This is a genomic window from Vibrio sp. Vb1166, assembly GCF_033338695.1.
In the GTDB taxonomy this organism is placed as follows: Bacteria; Pseudomonadota; Gammaproteobacteria; order Enterobacterales; family Vibrionaceae; genus Vibrio; species Vibrio alginolyticus.
The window spans coordinates 58973-76232 of record NZ_JAWOTE010000014.1; the positions used below are offsets into that span (position 1 = coordinate 58973).

Below are 17260 nucleotides of genomic sequence, written 5' to 3' on the forward strand. Positions count from 1 at the left end.
ATGAGCAGCGGTGAAAAGCAGCTACCTGTTTTTGTAGTCGATGATGATGAATCGGTGCGTGACTCGCTCGCTTTTATGTTGGAAGAGCATGACTTCAACGTGACGACTTTTGCTGATGGGCAATCTTTTCTCGATAAAGTGAACATTCATCAGGCCGGATGCGTGATCCTTGATAGCCGAATGCCCAACCTTCGTGGCCAGCAAGTGCACCAAATTTTAAATCAAGCCAACAGCCCGCTAGCCGTTATTTATCTGACAGGGCATGGTGATGTTCCGATGGCGGTCGATGCATTGCAAGCTGGGGCGGTCAATTTCTTCCAAAAACCAGTCAAAGGCGATGAACTGGCACGAGCCATTTTGCAGGGACAGGCGCAGTCTGCCACAAACCTCGATATGGCAGCAGCTAAATCGGCTTATGAATCGCTCACACCTAGAGAAAAAGACATTTTACGTTTGATTATTGAAGGAAAGCGCAACATTCGTATTGCTGACGAACTTTGCATAGCAATGCGAACGGTTGAAGTACACCGAGCTAATCTATTGAAGAAGTTCTCGGCAAAAACCGTCGCAGAGTTGGCATATATTTATGGCAAGCTAGATTAAAGCTTACCGAGTGAAGCCTCTTAAGGCTATTTAGAGGATACAACTTGAGCTTTATGACGACTCGCGTATTATCTTCTTCGTTCTTACTTTATCTGAATTCTTATGAGTTTGTTGACTAAACGACATCACACGCCACATAAGCGGGCAAAATGGCTACTGGCGATTATTGGCTGGGTGGTCGTTGTGTGTCTGATGCAAAATTCAGGCTTTGCATCGTCATGCTCTATGAAATATGAGGCGGAATCGCCCGCGGTTTCACTTGCTGATGAGCGTTCGAGCGTCAAGTCGATTGATACTAAAGAAACCAGCAAGTGCGAATTGTCTGAAAAGTTAATTCAGTTTTCTCAACATCAACTCGATGTATTTATTGTTGTTCTGTTTGTCGGTCTTTTTGCTTCGGCAATTTGGTTGTGCAGTGCCTATATTGGTGCGCAACATTGGACGGAACCGATAGGCCGTAAGTATCGAGTCCATCTGACTTTCTGTGTGTTCCGAGAATAAAAGCGTGCTTTCTGACCACTAGCGTCAGTTATTTAGCACCTTTGTCTTTTAACTAGGAATCACTATGAATCAAATTACTAAACTGACTCAGTTTGCGTTCATGTTTTTTATGACGCTTGCTTTGAGTTTGCTCTCTCTGAGTATTTCAGCTCAAACTACTGATACAGGTTGGCTAACCAACCCACAACATCCTCCAGTGCAAACGCGCTTTGTGCTCACTGGTCAACAAGATCCGCAAGCCAAAACACTTACAGGTTATTTGGATGTCAAGTTAACCGGAGACTGGAAAACTTACTGGCGTTCACCTGGTGAGGGCGGCGTAGCACCATCTATTGATTGGCAAAATTCACAAAATTTATCCAAAGTGGATTGGCAATGGCCGCACCCACAAAAATTCGAACTGTTAGGTATCGAGACTCTTGGGTATAAAGGCGATACTTTGTTCCCCATGACGCTGCACGTCGAAGACATGTCCAGACCTGTCACGATTGATGCGGTACTGACACTTTCTTCTTGTACGACGATTTGTGTGCTGACCGACTATCAAATTCAATTGACGTTCTTGCCTTCTGATCTAACAGTCGATGAAGGCGTGATGTTCAGTTACGCTCAAGCAGTGAGTAACGTGCCGCAGCCATCGCTGTTTATTGATGTTACTCAGGCGAGTTGGGATGCGAACCAATCGAAACTACAAATCAAGCTACAGAACAGTCAGGGTTGGCAACAACCACAAGTGCTGGTGGATGGTGTCGATGAAGCAACGCGAGACTATAGCTTCAAGCTTGAAGGAATGTATCAAGAAGGAAACATCGTCACCGCGAGCTATATCGTTGATACTTGGCTGGGCGATGTGGAGTTAGATGGTCAGTCGCTGTTTGTGACCATCAAAGACACCAATTTACTAGCAGAAGAAACCACTCAAGCAACTGCTGAGGCAATAGTTGAACCGTTGCCGAGCACGTCTCTAACGAGTGTTTTTCTATTCGCGTTGCTCGGCGGTTTAATTCTTAACATTATGCCTTGCGTTCTTCCGGTTTTGGGGATGAAGCTAAGTAGTATTGTTGCCGCTCAAGGTATCGAGCGTCGTCAAATTCGCGCTCAGTTTGTTGCCTCGTCACTTGGTATATTAACGTCGTTCTGGATTCTCGCTGGTTTTATTTTGGTGCTTAAGCTAACAGGTAATGCCATTGGCTGGGGCGTGCAATTTCAAAGCCCTTGGTTCTTAGGTTTGATGGTGTTGGTCACCACTTTGTTTGGGGCCAATATGCTGGGGCTGTTTGAAGTCCGTCTATCATCGGGTACCAATACATGGCTGGCCTCGAAAGGTGATAACTCCCTAGTTGGTCACTATGTTCAAGGTATGTTTGCCACATTGCTTGCGACGCCTTGCTCCGCGCCTTTTCTAGGAACGGCCGTGGCGTTTGCCTTGGGTGCCGACGTATTAACGTTATTTGCAACCTTTACAGCATTAGCATTGGGTATGGCACTGCCTTGGCTCTTAGTCGCTGTGTTTCCAAATATCGCGCTGAAACTACCAAAGCCTGGCTCGTGGATGAATGTCGTTAAAATAGCGTTTGGCATAATGATGCTGGCAACCAGCGTTTGGCTACTTTCATTAATGGCAAATCATGTACCTATGTTATGGATTGCACTCATCGCTGTGGTTGCTTTTGTTGTAATGATGGCAAGAGTTAAGAAAGTGTATGGCGAGAAAGCGCTTGCTGTATCCGGAACTGCGTCATTAGTGTTGATAGCTGGTGGCCTGTTACTTGGTAGTGTCACTGCCGACCAATGGGCGACACCGCTTCCTGAGGACTTAGCGTGGCAGAAGCTTTCTAACTCGGCGATTGAAGATCACGTCAATAATGGGCGAGTGGTGTTTGTGGATGTCACTGCGGATTGGTGTGTCACGTGTAAAGCGAACAAGATCGGTGTGATCTGGCAAGATCCTGTCTACTCATTGCTGCAAAGCCCTAATGTAGCGACGTTAAAAGGGGATTGGACACATCCGGACGGCTCGGTAACTGACTTTTTACGAGCTCATGGGCGTTACGGTGTGCCGTTTAACATCGTCTATGGCCCGGCAGCGCCGCAAGGTATCCCGTTACCTGTGATTCTGACTGATGATGTTGTTTTAAGTGCGGTGAAGCAAGCGAGTGGGGGAGCTATTCAATGAGTTCGACAAAGCGGCGTAGAACATTCCGATATTGGCTCGTTCAAATCGTACAGATGGTGCTCATTGTCACCGTCATTTCCATCGCGATGGATTGGTATCGCACTAAAGATATTCCTAAACAGGAGTCACCACCATTGAGCTCAGTCTTGAGCGATGGCGAACACTTCGATGCAATCGCGCAAAGTTATGAACAACCTGTCGTTGTTTATTTTTGGGCGACTTGGTGTCCCGCTTGTAAATTTGTAAGCCCAAGCGTGAGTTGGCTGAGTGATGACTACACCGTAGTTGGCGTTTCTGGATCGTCGGGACCGAATGAGCGTGTGGCGCAGTTTATGAGGGCAAAAGAATATCGTTTCGAAAACATAAACGATCCTTCAAGCGATATTATGCGCGAATGGAAAATTAGCGTGACCCCAACCATTTATGTTTTAAGAAATGGTGAAATTTCCTCCGTCACAACTGGCGTTACTACTCCGATAGGAATATTAACGAGAATTTGGTTAGCTCGATAACGCAATAAAAATCCGATATTCAAAATATAGAGTATCGGATTTTTTCTTTTTATTTTCTCGCTCTAACGGGAATAATAATGTGTGCGTATGGCATACCATTCCACATCACGTATGGGCCATCATAACTTGAACCGATGGGTAGATAGTCGAGCAACACTTGGTCTAGGGTAATAATCATCATGTGTGGTTCTTCCACAATCCATTGGTTATCGTCCGTTATTCCTTCTGAAAATGGGTCGGTGTTATTGGCGCCGCCATCACCCGCTAACATGCCAAAAAGTACAATTAACTGAAATGAAATTAGTTAAATAGTCAGATTAATAAATTAAAGCTCAATTTAATAAAAATTAAAGTTTGATAAATTTAATTATAGAGTGACCTTAAAAAGGAAGTGTTATTTAAATTTAAAATAGTAATTGATAGTTTTACTATGTTAATTTAAGTGTTCATTTATAAACATTTTTTCTTCTATTAATACGCATGGTTTAAAACATCTGGCTGTCCTGCTTTGAAGCGTGACCAAAAGATGATAAATAGGTGTTTTTAGTGATATGAGCTGAGTTTATTTGTAATCTATATTTTCAACACCTAATTTCCCTCGTATGGCTAATCGTATAAAACAACATTTTATCTTTATTGTTGTCACGCTAAAGCGTACTTTCTTAATTATATGATTAGTTATAAAGGTAACGAGAATGGGATTAAAAATCCGTGGCTCTGTTGGTATAAATGGCACTAATTCGAAAAATGATGTTAAAGCAGTTCAACAATTTTTAAATGATAACCAAAAGAGAATAGGTTTTACCCGACTGTTGGTTGTTGATGGCTCGTTAGGGCGGAGTCCTCATTTGTCGAAAACAGTAGAGGCAATAAAAGTGTGTCAGCGTAAGCTACTTTATATGGTAAAGCCAGATGGTCGGATCGATGTAAATGGTAGAACTCATCGTAAGCTCAATGGATTACCATCCTATAGCTCAGTGAAAAATGATCCTCATGATGCTCAAAAACTAGTAACCAAAGTACCTTGGATGAAAACAGCGTTGGGAGAAATTGGACAAAAAGAAGTTTCAGGCACTAAGGCCAATCCAAGGATTTTAGAGTATTTTACAGCATCTAAGTTCTGGGGCACTGATGACTCTGGAGGTCAAAATGCTTGGTGTGGTTCGTTTGCCGCTTGGGTTTTTAAACAACACGGAATCACTCCAGTAAAAGAAGCTTATCGAGCAAAGGAGTGGAAGGGTTTTGGTAAAAACATCTCAGAACCTATACATGGAGCTCTAGGGATTAAATCGAGAAAAGGTGGTGGGCATGTTGCTTTTGTCGTGGGAAAGAGCCCTGATGGTAGGCATTTGTACATGTTAGGAGGAAACCAAAGCAACCAAGTCAATATAGCAAAGTACTCTATTGATGTCTGGGACAAGTTCGTAGTACCGAGTAACTACGATGAAACAAAAGGCACTTTACCTGTATATACAAAAGGCTCTGCCTTAGCAGGAACGGAAAGTTAAATATGAAGAAATTTATAAGTTTGCTAGGCTGTGTGAGCTTGTCAGCTTGTGCTTCACAGGGAGTGTACTCTCAGAATGAGGTACTCAAAGATGCGATATTTCAAACGCCCTATTCTGCAGTGGTGAAAATTACAGGTTTTGAAAAGTTTGCTGAACACGAGGAAGATGTTCTCTTTAAAGTTCAAGCAGAAGTGATTCAGAAACTTCGTGGAGACGTTGGGCCTGAGATTACTTTCAGTATGTATGGCGAGCTAGGAGATGAGCCCAATATACACAATGATCCTGTCATTCTCACACTATGTCGTGATAAAGATACATATTATTGGCCTGGAACGGGGGCTGAGTTTGGGGCTAATCAAGAGAACATGCTAAACGCTCAAGAAACAGCTGCTCACTTGGATACAGAACAGCGCCATTTTGCACATTGTTCAGAATGAAATTGATAGCGGTTGAAATGAGCGGTTACAGAGCATGTTAGTTGCCATCGTAGACAGCGTCTTTGCTGAATGATTCGTCGAGATTTTTTAGTCTTTGATTGTCAGAGGCGACTGACAAAACCATACCAACTGTGACAACCAAACCGCTATTAAAGCAGGATATTATTCCTTCAACTTTGTGTTTTAGGAGTAGTCATTAGACTACCCAATAATTGTTGGAATAAATAATGACGAAACGTTGGCTTGTCTCCGCTGTGAGCATCGCGCTGCTCGGCGGTGGTACGTATTTCTATCTCCAATCTGCTGCTCAACCAGAATTGCTGCCTACATTGATTGTGGAAAAAGGCACGATTGAAAAACAAGCGGTGGCTGTTGGTAAAATTGTCCCTGCACACTCTGTGTCTATCAAGTCACAAATCGACGGTATCGTCGGTGAAATTTACGCGAAAGTTGGTGAAAAGGTGAAGCAAGGCCAGCCGCTGATCAAAGTGCGTCCAAACCCAACACCCCAAGCATTAACGGATGCATCGGCAGAACTCATGCGTAGCGAAGCCGATCTGGAATCCGCCAAACAAAAACTGTCCAACTTAGAAAGCTTGGTCAAGCAGGACATTATTCCAAGTAACTACGACGAATACGTAAGTGCGCGCTCGGCAGTCAAATCTGCGCAAGCGGACGTATTGCAAAAGCGCCAGAATCTCGAACTCATCCGCAGTGGTGAGGCGTCGATCGGAGATGCGCGTTTAACGTCGACGATCTACGCGCCAATTGATGGCACAGTACTCAACCAGAAAGTAGAGGTCGGAGAGCCGATCATCTCGACTCAATCAAGCCAAGCCGCGACTGAAATGATGTCATTGGCCGACATGAACAGTCTGATTTTTAAAGGTAGCGTCAGTGAGCATGATGCTGCGCAGTTGTCTCCGGGAATGCCCGTTATGTTGACGGTTGCGCCTTATCCTGATGTGGCGATTTCTGGTGTGCTAACCAAAGTGGCGATTCAATCTGAGAACCTTAACTCACCAGAGGGCAATGCTTCGGCAAAAAGTTTTGATAACGGTTTTGAGGTTGAAGTGGGAGAACTCAAGATCCCACAAGATGTGTTGCTTCGTTCTGGTTTTTCATCGACGGCTCAAATCATTCTGAAGAAGTCTGAAAACGTGCTCACTCTACCGGAGCGCGCTCTGCAATTTGATGGTGACGCACCGAATGTTCTGATCCCCGACAGCTCAGAACAAGGGTTTCATAAACAACCTGTGAAACTCGGTCTGTCAGATGGCATCAATGTCGAAGTGCTTGACGGCGTGGAGCTTGATGAAGAGGTTATCGACAACAGCATGATGGGAGCGGCGCATGGTTAAGCTGCAACGATCAACAATCGCCTTTGCATTGTTGGCTGCCACGCTCAGTTTGCCGACCTACGCAATTTCTATTGAACAAGCTTGGCAACAAGCAAAGCAGAACGATCCTAATTACGAAAAAGCGAAAATCGGTGTCCAGCTTGGCGAGGTTGGCGTACAGAGTAGCCGCAGTGCGTTATTGCCGGGTTTAAGTGCCAGTGCGTCAGCGGATTGGAATGAGTCCTCAAGCCATTCGAACAGTTACGGCGCGACCTTATCTCAAACTATTTGGGATAGCAGTTTGTGGTCGGAACTGGATCAAGCGAATGCCAATTATCTCAAAGCACAGTTAGAGCTATCTCAATCGCATAACGAGCTTGCGCAGAAGTTGCTCACCGCTTACCTAGATGTGGCAAGCGCACAGGGCGACCTCAAATTGGCGCAGTCCAAGCTGGAGGAGGGGAAGGAACTTCTCAACATCATTGAGAAACGCTATCGAGCAGGCAAAGTGAAGTCGGTTGATGTTGAAGAGATGCGAGCGAATCAAGTCTCTGAGCAAGCAAGTATCCTCAATGCAAAAGCCGATCTCGAAGTGAAAAAAGCAGAGCTTGCGGCGTTAATCAATCAAATGCCGGAGAGTGTCGACCAAATTCGAACGGATTCTTTGATTCAGCCGCCGATGCTGGTGGACTCTCAGGAGCAATGGCTAAAACTGGCGAAAGACAGCAGTCCAGAGCTGTTGGTGGCGGCGCAGATGGTGAAAGCGAGCGAGTTCGCGAAAGATTCAGCTAAAGGTGGATACTACCCGACCGTCAAAGGCAGTGTGGGCTACAGCGATGGTGACAATCGTTCAAACGGCGAGTTTAACGCTGGGATTAGTTTGAGTTTGCCGATTGACCTCAATGGTGCAGTGCGAGCGAAAGTGGACGAAGCATCGTTGAACATTTTAAGCGCCAAGCAAGATATGCGTAGAGTGGAAATTGATATTCAGAAACGAGTTATTCAGCAGTTTACTCAGGTCGATATCAACTGGAATCAAGTTTTGATAGCGAACGAGCTGGTTGAGTCGCGCGCCAGAGTGTTGCAAAGCAAAGAGAAACTTTACGACGCTGGTCTGCTTGAAGTGTCGGAAGTTATCAGTGCACACAACAGCTTGTTTGAGGCGAAAAACAGTCTGCAAACCAACTTGTACAGCTACTGGCGTAAGAGAATCGGCTTACTGCAAACCGCAGGGAAACTCGATGACGATACCATGGCGTTGATCTCTCGAGCTTTTCATTCATGAGCAGTCTATTGCAACAAACTTGGCAAACGTTGATGGCGCACCGCATGAAGAGCGTGCTAGCCATTATCGCGATTGCTTGGGGCGTGATCTCTGTGGTGGTGTTAATCGCACTTGGCGAAGGCTTTTATCGCCATCAGACCCAGTCGTTTTCATTTATGATCAACAATGTGCAAGTGGTGTTTCCGTCGAGTACCAGTAAACCGTGGCAAGGGTTACCTTCAAGACGCCAAATTGATATACCACAAGAAAAAGTCGACATGATCAAACAGTCGGGCTTCGTGCAACAGGCGTCAAGCGTTTACGCCAAATGGGATGCGAATATCACCAATCTCAAAGGACAGAATTTATCGAGTACGGTCAGCGGTATTGATACGTCTTACTTTCCTTTAATGCAACGCAAGCTGCAACCCGGTTCGAGAAACCTGTCACCAAGTGATATGGACAACCACACTCGCGTGGCGGTGTTAGGCGATCAAATTGCGCAAATGGGTGGAATCCAAATCGGGGATAGGCTCAAAGTCAACGGCATTCCGTTTTTGGTGATTGGGATAACCGTTGGTGAGGACACTGGCATTTCATTCGGCGATAGCCGCACGGTTTTCATTCCTCAAACAACGTACCGCGATTTGTGGGATGCGAAACCTTGGATGATATTGATGAAGCCGAGAGACGGGATGGATGCACCGTCGTTTCGACAAAATATCGTGAACTTTTTCGCCAAGCAGCTTCATTTTGACCCAAGTGATAAAGATGCGGTCGAATTACCCGATTTTAGTGAAGGTGCAGCGGTCATCAGTGGAATTTTGCGTGGCATTCAGATTTTTCTTGGAGCGAGCGGCGCGATGACCATGGCGGTCGGTGCGCTTGGCGTTGCCAACATCATGTTTTTATCTGTCACGGAGCGCACGCGTGAAATCGGTGTGCGTTTGGCGATCGGGGCGACTCAAAAATCCATACTCAGTCAGTTTATTCTTGAAGGGCTTATTTTGGTAGCTGTGGGCACGGCATTAGGTCTGATGTTTTCGTATGCCGTGGTATCTGTCTTAAGCAGCATGGCATTACCGGAATGGATTGGTTTACCTGTGATCACGCCAGATTCTATTGCTTGGTCTTTACTTGTGACGCTTATCTTGGCATTGATGGCGTCGTATTTCCCAGCAAGGCGAGCATCGCGTCTCACGCCAGTCATTGCTTTGAGTGCGAGGGCTTAGTCATGTTGTTACCGATGAGACAAATTTTCCAAGAAATGGCCGCAGAAAAGCTGAGACTGGGTTTGACCATTCTAGCAGTAGCGTGGGCGACCCTTTGTATCGCTGCTATGTTGGCGGTAGGTGAGGGTATTCGTCAGGGCGTATTGAAAACCGCACAAAATGGTAACGGCAACTTGATTTATTTGACCGGAGGGATGGCCACCGTCGACCACGGTGCTTTTCACCAAGGTAAGTTTCTGACACTAAAAATGGACGATTCAGAGGTCGTTCGAGCGTTACCTGATGTAAAAAGCGTTGCGCCAACGGCGAAGTGGAAAGAGCGCATCACCGTTGGTGACAGAAGCTCGTGGCAAGAGCCGTTAGCGGTCACGAGCGAGTTTCAATCCATGACCAATTTGGTGCCGATGGCGGGGGGGCGATGGTTAAATCCACTCGATCAAAAAGAGACGCGCAAAGTCGTTGTACTGGGTTATGAACTGGCAGCCGACTTATTCAACCCGAATGAGGACTTTAGTTGGTTTGCGACAGTCACATTGCAAGTCAACCCTGTGGGGAAAAAGGTAAAAATCGGCAATGAGGAGTTCACCGTTGTGGGCGTATTGGAGAAAAACAGCGCTCAAATAGAGCTGGGGGATCTTATCAACTATTCCAGCTTTGTGCCGTTAGCGACGTGGAAGCGATTTCATGTCAACGGTGAAATTGGTGGCATCAATGTGCAGCCACAAGCGAATGTAGACCGAGAAGCCTTAGCAAAGACGATAAGGCAAGTGATTGCCCGTAAGCACGGGGCAAGTGTCAGCGATGAGCAGATCGTCCAAGTCGATGATATGTTCCTTAAGCAAAAGAGTATGCAGCAGTTCCTGATAGGTTTGCAGAGTTTTCTTGGCATTATCGGCTTCGTGACGTTAGCTGTTGCTGGCGTTGGCATCGCCAATGTGATGTATGCCACCGTAAAGCGATCTACGCGTGATATCGGCGTGCGCATGGCAGTCGGTGCAACTCCAACGGCCATTCGCATGCACTATTTAGTGCAGTCTTTATTGACAATGATGATGGGGGGCGCGCTTGGCTTAGGCGTGACGTACGCGCTGGTGTCTGCCATCAGTTCCATTCCTTTAGAGGGTAATGCCTTTTATGAACAACTGGGTAAACCTGTCCCTGAGTTGTCGTGGGTCGTTGTCGCGATTGTCATCCTCACCTTAGTGATCATTGGTGTGGCATCTGCATGGTTACCTGCAAACCGAGCCGCAAAAGTCAGCCCGTTGGAGGCGCTACAAAGTGAATAACAACAATAACTCTGGAAAGAACATGTCGAACAAGCCGCTTGTTGAGCTGACCAACATCTGTAAATACTACTCAAGCGGGGAGGCGGAAGTTCGCGCGCTAGACGGCGTTGACTTAACCATTAATCAAGGCGAGTTTCTTTCGATTCTTGGCCCGTCCGGTTCAGGCAAATCAACGTTGATGAACATGCTCGGCTGTTTAGACAAGCCCACCGATGGCAAGTACCAACTTGGCGGCCAAAACGTCGCAAGTTTAAGTGCGAATGAGCTGGCTGGCATTCGTAACCAAAAGATCGGATTTGTCTTCCAAAGCTTTAACTTATTGGAATACGCGACGGCGCTTGATAACGTGGCACTGCCGTTGGTTTACTCTGGTATCAAAGCCAAAGAACGTCGCCAGCGCGCAGCTAAATTGCTAGAGCAAGTCGGGCTAGGGGATCGTTTAGACCATAAACCAAACCAGCTTTCTGGTGGTCAAAAACAGAGGGTCGCGATTGCAAGAGCCTTGGTCAACGATCCGAAAATCATCTTAGCAGATGAACCAACGGGTGCATTGGATTCAAAATCCGGCGCAGAGATTGAAGCCTTGTTCAACCAACTCCACGCCGAAGGTAGAACGCTGATCATCGTGACGCACGATAACGCTCTGGCAGAGCGCACTAAACGCATCATCACCATCAAAGACGGCAAGGTGATTTCGGATAGGGTGCCGGTAAGTAGGGAGAAATGAGCTTTTCTTAATTGAGAACTGAGTTTTAAGGGAAATAGCGATACAGAGGCTATCTCCCTTTACTTTTATTCGCGATGTTCGTTTTGTCTCTCTTTTATCAAGTCATGCTTTTGTTCTTTAAGTAGAGTGATTGCGAGCTTAGTGTCCTCAATCAATTTACTGTTATCGTTGAGATCGTTGCTCTTCAAAGGCAAAACTAGATAATGAATGCTGCCATCTGCATTCTGTACTCCGGTAGCGATGATGACATCACCTTCAGACGCCGTACCAAAATACTCTGATACGACTTTGGTTTCGCTGACACCGTAGCTATCCAAATAGGATGACTCCGTATTGTCAAACAAGATAGGAACCCCTTGCTTAGCTAATGTTCGCAATTGTTTTTGCTTTTGCTCGTCGAATGGATAGTCGGTCGTACTGATGTAACTTACCTGTTCAGCTTCAATAAAATCGTACAGTTCATTGCTCAGTTCATTTAATGGGGCAGATATCCAAGGTGTAGCTGGAATGACGTCGGAAGTATCATCATTGCCACTTTGTGGTGTTGGAGTGGTAACCACCTTTTGAGCAGCATTGCTCTCAGGAGGCGTTACACTTATTGTCGCAGCGTCTTCTGTCTTGATTTGCTCGTCAAGGCTTGCAACAGGTTCGGTCTGGGCATTCTTGTTATTTGAATTAATCAGAAATATGGCGAGTACTGCACCAAGTGCTAGCGCCGATCCAGTCAAGAGTTTTTTGTTACTTGTCATGTGTCATGTCTTACCGTTTATTTCATTAGTAAATACGGCGGCCACTTATTTATTCCGTGGCCGCAGGCTAATAAGTTAGTGGTAGAGATCGTCATTCCAAGAGATAGTTACGGCTCGGCTAGTCTCTGTCCATTGACTGCTATCACGATTTTTCTTCCAGGTATTTTCTGGTGTGGTATACCAGCTACACCAGTCGCGACCAAAGTAGTAATTGGTTTTTCGCCAACCAGCAACCAGCTTGACCTCTGATGTATCTAGGCCATCTTGAATGTCATTTTTTCTATATACGACGCCGACTTGTGGTTTAAAATCTGAACGCATAACGACAGGTAACTCATTGTAATCAATCAAATTACCCATGTCACAACTGGTCCAACGATACAATAACCAGTCTTTAGCTGGCGTATTATGGCGGATAGTCTTGTTTTCAATTAACCAATTAATGCTTTCGTTAGCTTGGTTAAAATCGGCAACCGTTTGAAACTCTGGCTGGTCGTACGTTACACGGTTGCTCCAGGAGATTCCCCCACTAATATTTGGAGAAGTAGAAGCACTGAATCCAAGGTTAAAATCTAGCGACTCACTGACAGATGCCGTTGCAATGGTGTTTTCTGGAGCATGGCTCATGTGGCGTAAAGGGGCGCCATTTAAATAGCTCAGTGCCAGCTTAAAAGCCGTTGGAACGGTGTAACGGTAATCTCCCCCAGTGGCAAAACCATAGATTTGTTCTTTGTTTGGAACATTAGTCATGTCGAAGCCAGAACCGCCATTTAGGATCAACTTGGCTTCTTTAGCGCCATTTGGTAGCAAAGATTGGTTCCAGACATTTTCTAAAGAATAAATTAAGCGGATTTTTTTCGAGCGTGCATCACCATCATCAAGCTGAAGCAACGTCGAAGTGTAAGATTTCAATGTATCTTCAGCATGTGCTGGTGCTAAAGAACCAAGTAAAGCGAGTGCGATAATACTCGCAGAAAGATGCTGTTTTTCCATTATTTTTTCCTATTAGTCAGCCCATAAAGACTTTTGTTTTAAACCATCTTGATGGGCACTTTATAATTATGGACAGGTTATAAATTCAAGCTCAATAAATGAGCGGTGAAATAGTGCATCTTGTTTTTTATTAAAAAAAGAAAAAGGATAGATTCGTGGGATTAATGTCTCATAGTTTTTAAATTCACCACTCAACTATAATAAATAAGAATTTGGTTATTAAGTCTTGTCTTTTTAAGTTATTGCTTAATTTTAATTTTCTAATGTTATATTGAGCTTTTTTATTGATAAAAGTGAATTTTATAAATGTTAGCCATGTTATTTTTAGGGTTTTTGTTATACCAAATTAAGTAAAGTATCGTTATGTGGTTATCTCGGGTTTATGGGTTTAATTCAAATTAAAACAGTGGTTTGTGTCTTTTGTTATTATTTTTTAGAGCTTAATGTAATAGTTTGGTGATAAAGTCCGTCAATGAAGTTGCCATGTTCGTGTATGAAGTTATATGTGCTTTTACAGCAGGAAATTAAACTTTACGTTTAAGATGGTAAAGATAGAAAAAGAAATAAATAAGATTATTAAATAATCATGTTTCGAGAATATAAAATGTAACGTACTTCTAATTAAACGAATGCTTGAATAAACGATGGAGTGTGAAAAGTGCTATTTAAGTTACGCTGTCCTATATTCCAGTTGGCGTCTTGTTTATACAATGCGTTTTCTCGGCTTAAAACTGGTTTACGTACTGCTAATCCCTTATCAGTTTCTTAATTACACATATTGGCAATATGCTCGCCAAGTTACGTGTATTGGTGTCAATGAAAAACAGTATCTACGATAGCTCTCTCAGGGTTGGAACTGCCACTATGAATTTCCTTCATGTTCAATGTGAAACAATACCAATATTACTCAACTCGTGAAGCAAGTATAAAAAACGGACTGCTCTGGTGTTAGGCACTGCGACCACCGTTTTTAGTACGAACTGTTCGTCGTGAACGCTGCGCAACCTAACGATTGGGAAAACCAAAAAACAAAAAATGTCCCCATGCACAGAGTTAGGAAAAGTCTGCTTTATCTAAGGAAATAGGATACCAACTCACGATGAATAACGATTTCACATTTGCTATCAAAAGCATTCGCTTTGATGAGAATTACCAACCATCAGACAACACGCGAATCACTACCAACTTTGCTAATCTGGCTCGCGGAAACTACCGCCGAGAGAATCTGCGCAATGCGCTCCGAATGATCGACAATCGTTTTAATGCGTTGGCATATTGGGATAACGCGCAAGGTGACCGCTACTCCGTTGAACTTGAAATCATCTCCGTTGATATGGATATCCAAGGTAGTGGAGAAGCCTTCCCATCGATTGAAGTGCTCAAAACCAACATTGTTGACCACAACACTAACGAGCGCATTGAAGGCATAGTGGGCAACAACTTCTCTTCATACGTGCGTGATTACGACTTTAGCGTTTTGCTGTTGGACCACAACAAAAACCAGCCACAGTTCAGCATCCCAGCGAACTTCGGTGATTTGCATGGCAAACTGTTCAAAGCTTTCGTTAATTCTGAGTCTTACAAACAGCATTTCAAAAAGCTGCCGGTGATTTGTCTGAGTGTATCGGACAACAAGGTATACCGACGCACCGAAAACCAACATCCTGTTTTGGGCTTTGAATATCAGCCGAACGAATCTTCGTTGACGGAGCAGTACTTCAAGAAGATGGGCTTACAGGTGCGCTACTTTATGCCGCCAAACAGCGTTGCACCGTTGGCATTCTACTTCTTCGGTGACTTGTTGAACGATTATTCAAACCTAGAGCTTATCAGCACGATTAGCACGATGGAGACATTCCAGAAGATTTACCGACCTGAGATTTACAATGCCAACGCGGTTGCCGGTAATTGCTACCAGCCAAACCTAAAAAACCTAGACCACTCGCTAACTCAAATCGTTTACGACCGAGAAGAGCGCAGCCAACTGGCAGTTGAACAAGGGAAATTTGCCGAGGAGCATTTCATCAAACCCTATCAATCTGTGCTTGAACAATGGTCTGCAAGCTACGCGTAATCGATAACGAGAATCTAGAAAGGAATGACGATGAAAACACTATTACCGACTTCAACGGCTGGCAGCTTACCGAAACCTTCTTGGCTGGCCGAACCAGAAAAACTTTGGTCACCGTGGAAACTGCAAGGTGAAGAACTGATTGATGGCAAACGCGATGCGCTACGCGTCGCTTTGCAAGAGCAAGAATTGGCAGGCGTTGATATCGTCAGTGATGGAGAGCAAACTCGGCAACATTTTGTGACGACCTTTATTGAGCATTTAAGCGGCGTAGATTTTGAAAACCGTAAAACGGTGACCATTCGCAACCGTTATGAAGCAAGTGTTCCTACGGTGGTTGGCCCAGTAAGCCGCACAAAGCCCGTGTTTGTTGAAGATGCCAAGTTCTTGCGTCAGCAAACTAAGCAACCTATCAAGTGGGCCCTGCCAGGCCCTATGACGATGATCGACACACTTTATGATGATCATTACGGTAGCCGTGAAAAGCTGGCTTGGGAATTTGCAAAAATCCTCAACCAAGAAGCGAAAGAGCTTGAAGCGGCAGGTGTCGACATTATTCAATTCGATGAACCTGCGTTCAATGTGTTCTTCGATGATGTGAACGAGTGGGGCATTGCATGTTTAGAGCGTGCGATTGAAGGGCTGAAATGTGAAACTGCAGTGCACATCTGCTATGGCTACGGCATCAAAGCGAACACGGATTGGAAGCAAACGCTAGGCACTGAATGGCGACAATACGAAGAAGTATTCCCGAAGCTGCAGAAGTCTAATATTGATATTATCTCGCTTGAGTGTCATAACTCGCGAGTGCCTATTGAGTTGCTTGAGTTGATTCGCGGTAAGAAGGTGATGGTTGGTGCGATTGACGTTGCTACCAACGAAATTGAAACGCCAGAAGAAGTAGCGAACACATTGCGAGAGGCGTTGAAGTACGTTGATGCCGACAAGCTTTACCCATGTACCAACTGCGGTATGGCACCTTTGTCTCGTGAAGTATCGACCGCTAAGCTCAATGCGTTAAGTGCGGGTGCGGAGATCATTCGTAAAGAGTTGGTGGGTTGATGTTAATACTTAGGCTCCGCACCATGAACTAAAATTAGGGTCATTCCAGCGAGTTTAAGTGAGACTAGGAATCGGGTTACAGCTCGCTAGGAAATGACGATAACTTTCGCACTTCAAAGCAGTCGGTGAGTAGATCCTGAACCACGCTCGTCCCTCGCTGTTCAGGATGACGGATGTTGGAAGATATATTGCTCGCCACACCCCTAGATATTAGAGCAGTTTCAAGATAACGTCATTCCAGCGAGTTTAAGTGAGACTAGGAATCGGGTTACTGCTCGCTAGGAAATGACGATAACTTTCGCACTTCAAAGCACTCGGTGGGTAGCTCCTGAATCACGCTCGTCCCTCGCTGTTCAGGATGACGGATGTTGGAAAATGCATTGCTCGCCACAACCCTAGGTATTAGAGCAGTTTCAAGATAGCGTCATTCCAGCGAGTCTAGACGAGACTAGGAATCTGATTACAACTCGCTGGGAAATAGCGATAGTCTACGAACCTCAAAGCACCCGGTGGGTAGCTCCTGAATCACGCTCGTCCCTCGCTGTTCAGGATGACGGATGTTGGAAGATATATTGCTCGCCACAACCCTAGTTATTAGAGCAGTTTCAAGATAGCGTCATTCCAGCGAGTTTAAACGAGACTAGGAATCTGATAACAGCTCGCTGGTAAATGACGAGAACTTTCGCACTTCAAAGCACGTGATTAGTAGATTCTGAATCACTTCGTCCCTCGCTGTTCAGGATGACGGATGTTGGAAGATATATTGCTCGCCACAACCCTAGTTATTAGAGCAGTTTCA

The 17260-nt window shown here is 45.0% G+C and carries 16 protein-coding genes; 13 read left to right on the forward strand and 3 right to left on the reverse strand.

All coding sequences use genetic code 11. From position 1 onward, the window contains the following. The 4 genes from R7E51_RS15095 (at position 1) to R7E51_RS15110 (ending at position 3792) form a co-directional block, all read left to right on the forward strand. Positions 1-603 (forward strand): response regulator transcription factor, encoded by a 603-nt coding sequence (locus R7E51_RS15095; RefSeq protein ID WP_025767241.1) that lies wholly within the window; start codon positions 1-3, stop codon positions 601-603. A 102-nt stretch (positions 604-705) separates the two neighbouring features. Further along, positions 706-1104 (forward strand): hypothetical protein, encoded by a 399-nt coding sequence (locus tag R7E51_RS15100; RefSeq protein ID WP_025767242.1) that lies wholly within the window; start codon positions 706-708, stop codon positions 1102-1104. A gap of 64 nt (positions 1105-1168) precedes the next feature. Then, complete coding sequence (locus tag R7E51_RS15105) at positions 1169-3280, forward strand: protein-disulfide reductase DsbD family protein (protein WP_025767243.1); 2112 nt, start codon at positions 1169-1171, stop codon at positions 3278-3280. After that, complete coding sequence (locus R7E51_RS15110; protein ID WP_025767244.1) at positions 3277-3792, forward strand: protein disulfide oxidoreductase; 516 nt, start codon at positions 3277-3279, stop codon at positions 3790-3792. Before R7E51_RS15105 ends, R7E51_RS15110 begins: the two co-directional genes overlap by 4 nt. A gap of 49 nt (positions 3793-3841) precedes the next feature. On the opposite strand, the gene R7E51_RS15115 is transcribed toward R7E51_RS15110, so the two are convergent. Next, on the reverse strand, positions 3842-4063 hold the full coding sequence (locus tag R7E51_RS15115; protein ID WP_025767245.1) for a hypothetical protein: 222 nt from the start codon (positions 4061-4063) through the stop codon (positions 3842-3844). A 424-nt stretch (positions 4064-4487) separates the two neighbouring features. Between R7E51_RS15115 and R7E51_RS15120 the strand changes: the two genes are divergently transcribed. The 7 genes from R7E51_RS15120 to R7E51_RS15150 all read left to right on the forward strand — a co-directional run bounded on the left by R7E51_RS15120 (position 4488) and on the right by R7E51_RS15150 (position 11586). Then, entirely contained in the window at positions 4488-5300 is an 813-nt protein-coding gene (locus R7E51_RS15120; protein WP_017821644.1) for a TIGR02594 family protein, read from the forward strand. A 2-nt stretch (positions 5301-5302) separates the two neighbouring features. Beyond that, a complete protein-coding gene (locus R7E51_RS15125; protein ID WP_025767246.1) occupies positions 5303-5737 on the forward strand; it encodes a hypothetical protein in 435 nt (144 codons plus the stop codon). Positions 5738-5964: 227 nt separating this feature from the next. Continuing rightward, on the forward strand, positions 5965-7098 hold the full coding sequence (locus R7E51_RS15130; protein WP_005376722.1) for an efflux RND transporter periplasmic adaptor subunit: 1134 nt from the start codon (positions 5965-5967) through the stop codon (positions 7096-7098). Further along, positions 7091-8362: a TolC family protein gene (locus R7E51_RS15135; RefSeq protein ID WP_017448389.1), complete on the forward strand. Its 1272-nt coding sequence runs from the start codon at positions 7091-7093 to the stop codon at positions 8360-8362. The genes R7E51_RS15130 and R7E51_RS15135 overlap by 8 nt, the downstream gene beginning before the upstream one ends. Then, positions 8359-9573, forward strand: coding sequence for an ABC transporter permease (locus tag R7E51_RS15140; RefSeq protein ID WP_017821640.1), 1215 nt, complete (start codon positions 8359-8361; stop codon positions 9571-9573). Before R7E51_RS15135 ends, R7E51_RS15140 begins: the two co-directional genes overlap by 4 nt. A gap of 2 nt (positions 9574-9575) precedes the next feature. After that, the gene (locus R7E51_RS15145) at positions 9576-10859 is read left to right on the forward strand and encodes an ABC transporter permease (RefSeq protein ID WP_017821639.1); all 1284 of its coding nucleotides are present in this window, start codon (positions 9576-9578) and stop codon (positions 10857-10859) included. A gap of 22 nt (positions 10860-10881) precedes the next feature. After that, entirely contained in the window at positions 10882-11586 is a 705-nt protein-coding gene (locus R7E51_RS15150) for an ABC transporter ATP-binding protein (protein WP_206957914.1), read from the forward strand. Between the two features lie 65 nt (positions 11587-11651). On the opposite strand, the gene R7E51_RS15155 is transcribed toward R7E51_RS15150, so the two are convergent. Beyond that, positions 11652-12335 carry a topoisomerase I gene (locus R7E51_RS15155; RefSeq protein ID WP_017821637.1) on the reverse strand — a complete coding sequence of 228 codons (684 nt, stop codon included), beginning with the start codon at positions 12333-12335 and terminating at the stop codon, positions 11652-11654. 75 nt (positions 12336-12410) lie between these two features. Then, positions 12411-13328 (reverse strand): leukocidin family pore-forming toxin, encoded by a 918-nt coding sequence (locus R7E51_RS15160; RefSeq protein WP_005376731.1) that lies wholly within the window; start codon positions 13326-13328, stop codon positions 12411-12413. A 1099-nt stretch (positions 13329-14427) separates the two neighbouring features. Between R7E51_RS15160 and R7E51_RS15165 the strand changes: the two genes are divergently transcribed. Next, a complete protein-coding gene (locus R7E51_RS15165) occupies positions 14428-15402 on the forward strand; it encodes a DUF1852 domain-containing protein (protein ID WP_025767248.1) in 975 nt (324 codons plus the stop codon). Positions 15403-15432: 30 nt separating this feature from the next. Next, the gene (locus tag R7E51_RS15170) at positions 15433-16461 is read left to right on the forward strand and encodes a methionine synthase (RefSeq protein WP_025767249.1); all 1029 of its coding nucleotides are present in this window, start codon (positions 15433-15435) and stop codon (positions 16459-16461) included. The last annotated feature ends 799 nt before the right edge of the window (positions 16462-17260 follow it).

Bases quoted from the DNA above. Each gene is read 5' to 3' on its own strand.
- R7E51_RS15095 (WP_025767241.1), top strand. From the start codon at position 1: ATGAGCAGCGGTGAAAAGCAGCTACCTGTTTTTGTAGTCGATGATGAT.
- R7E51_RS15100 (WP_025767242.1), top strand. From the start codon at position 706: ATGAGTTTGTTGACTAAACGACATCACACGCCACATAAGCGGGCAAAA.
- R7E51_RS15105 (WP_025767243.1), top strand. From the start codon at position 1,169: ATGAATCAAATTACTAAACTGACTCAGTTTGCGTTCATGTTTTTTATG.
- R7E51_RS15110 (WP_025767244.1), top strand. From the start codon at position 3,277: ATGAGTTCGACAAAGCGGCGTAGAACATTCCGATATTGGCTCGTTCAA.
- R7E51_RS15115 (WP_025767245.1), bottom strand. From the start codon at position 4,063: ATGTTAGCGGGTGATGGCGGCGCCAATAACACCGACCCATTTTCAGAA.
- R7E51_RS15120 (WP_017821644.1), top strand. From the start codon at position 4,488: ATGGGATTAAAAATCCGTGGCTCTGTTGGTATAAATGGCACTAATTCG.
- R7E51_RS15125 (WP_025767246.1), top strand. From the start codon at position 5,303: ATGAAGAAATTTATAAGTTTGCTAGGCTGTGTGAGCTTGTCAGCTTGT.
- R7E51_RS15130 (WP_005376722.1), top strand. From the start codon at position 5,965: ATGACGAAACGTTGGCTTGTCTCCGCTGTGAGCATCGCGCTGCTCGGC.
- R7E51_RS15135 (WP_017448389.1), top strand. From the start codon at position 7,091: ATGGTTAAGCTGCAACGATCAACAATCGCCTTTGCATTGTTGGCTGCC.
- R7E51_RS15140 (WP_017821640.1), top strand. From the start codon at position 8,359: ATGAGCAGTCTATTGCAACAAACTTGGCAAACGTTGATGGCGCACCGC.
- R7E51_RS15145 (WP_017821639.1), top strand. From the start codon at position 9,576: ATGTTGTTACCGATGAGACAAATTTTCCAAGAAATGGCCGCAGAAAAG.
- R7E51_RS15150 (WP_206957914.1), top strand. From the start codon at position 10,882: ATGTCGAACAAGCCGCTTGTTGAGCTGACCAACATCTGTAAATACTAC.
- R7E51_RS15155 (WP_017821637.1), bottom strand. From the start codon at position 12,335: ATGACAAGTAACAAAAAACTCTTGACTGGATCGGCGCTAGCACTTGGT.
- R7E51_RS15160 (WP_005376731.1), bottom strand. From the start codon at position 13,328: ATGGAAAAACAGCATCTTTCTGCGAGTATTATCGCACTCGCTTTACTT.
- R7E51_RS15165 (WP_025767248.1), top strand. From the start codon at position 14,428: ATGAATAACGATTTCACATTTGCTATCAAAAGCATTCGCTTTGATGAG.
- R7E51_RS15170 (WP_025767249.1), top strand. From the start codon at position 15,433: ATGAAAACACTATTACCGACTTCAACGGCTGGCAGCTTACCGAAACCT.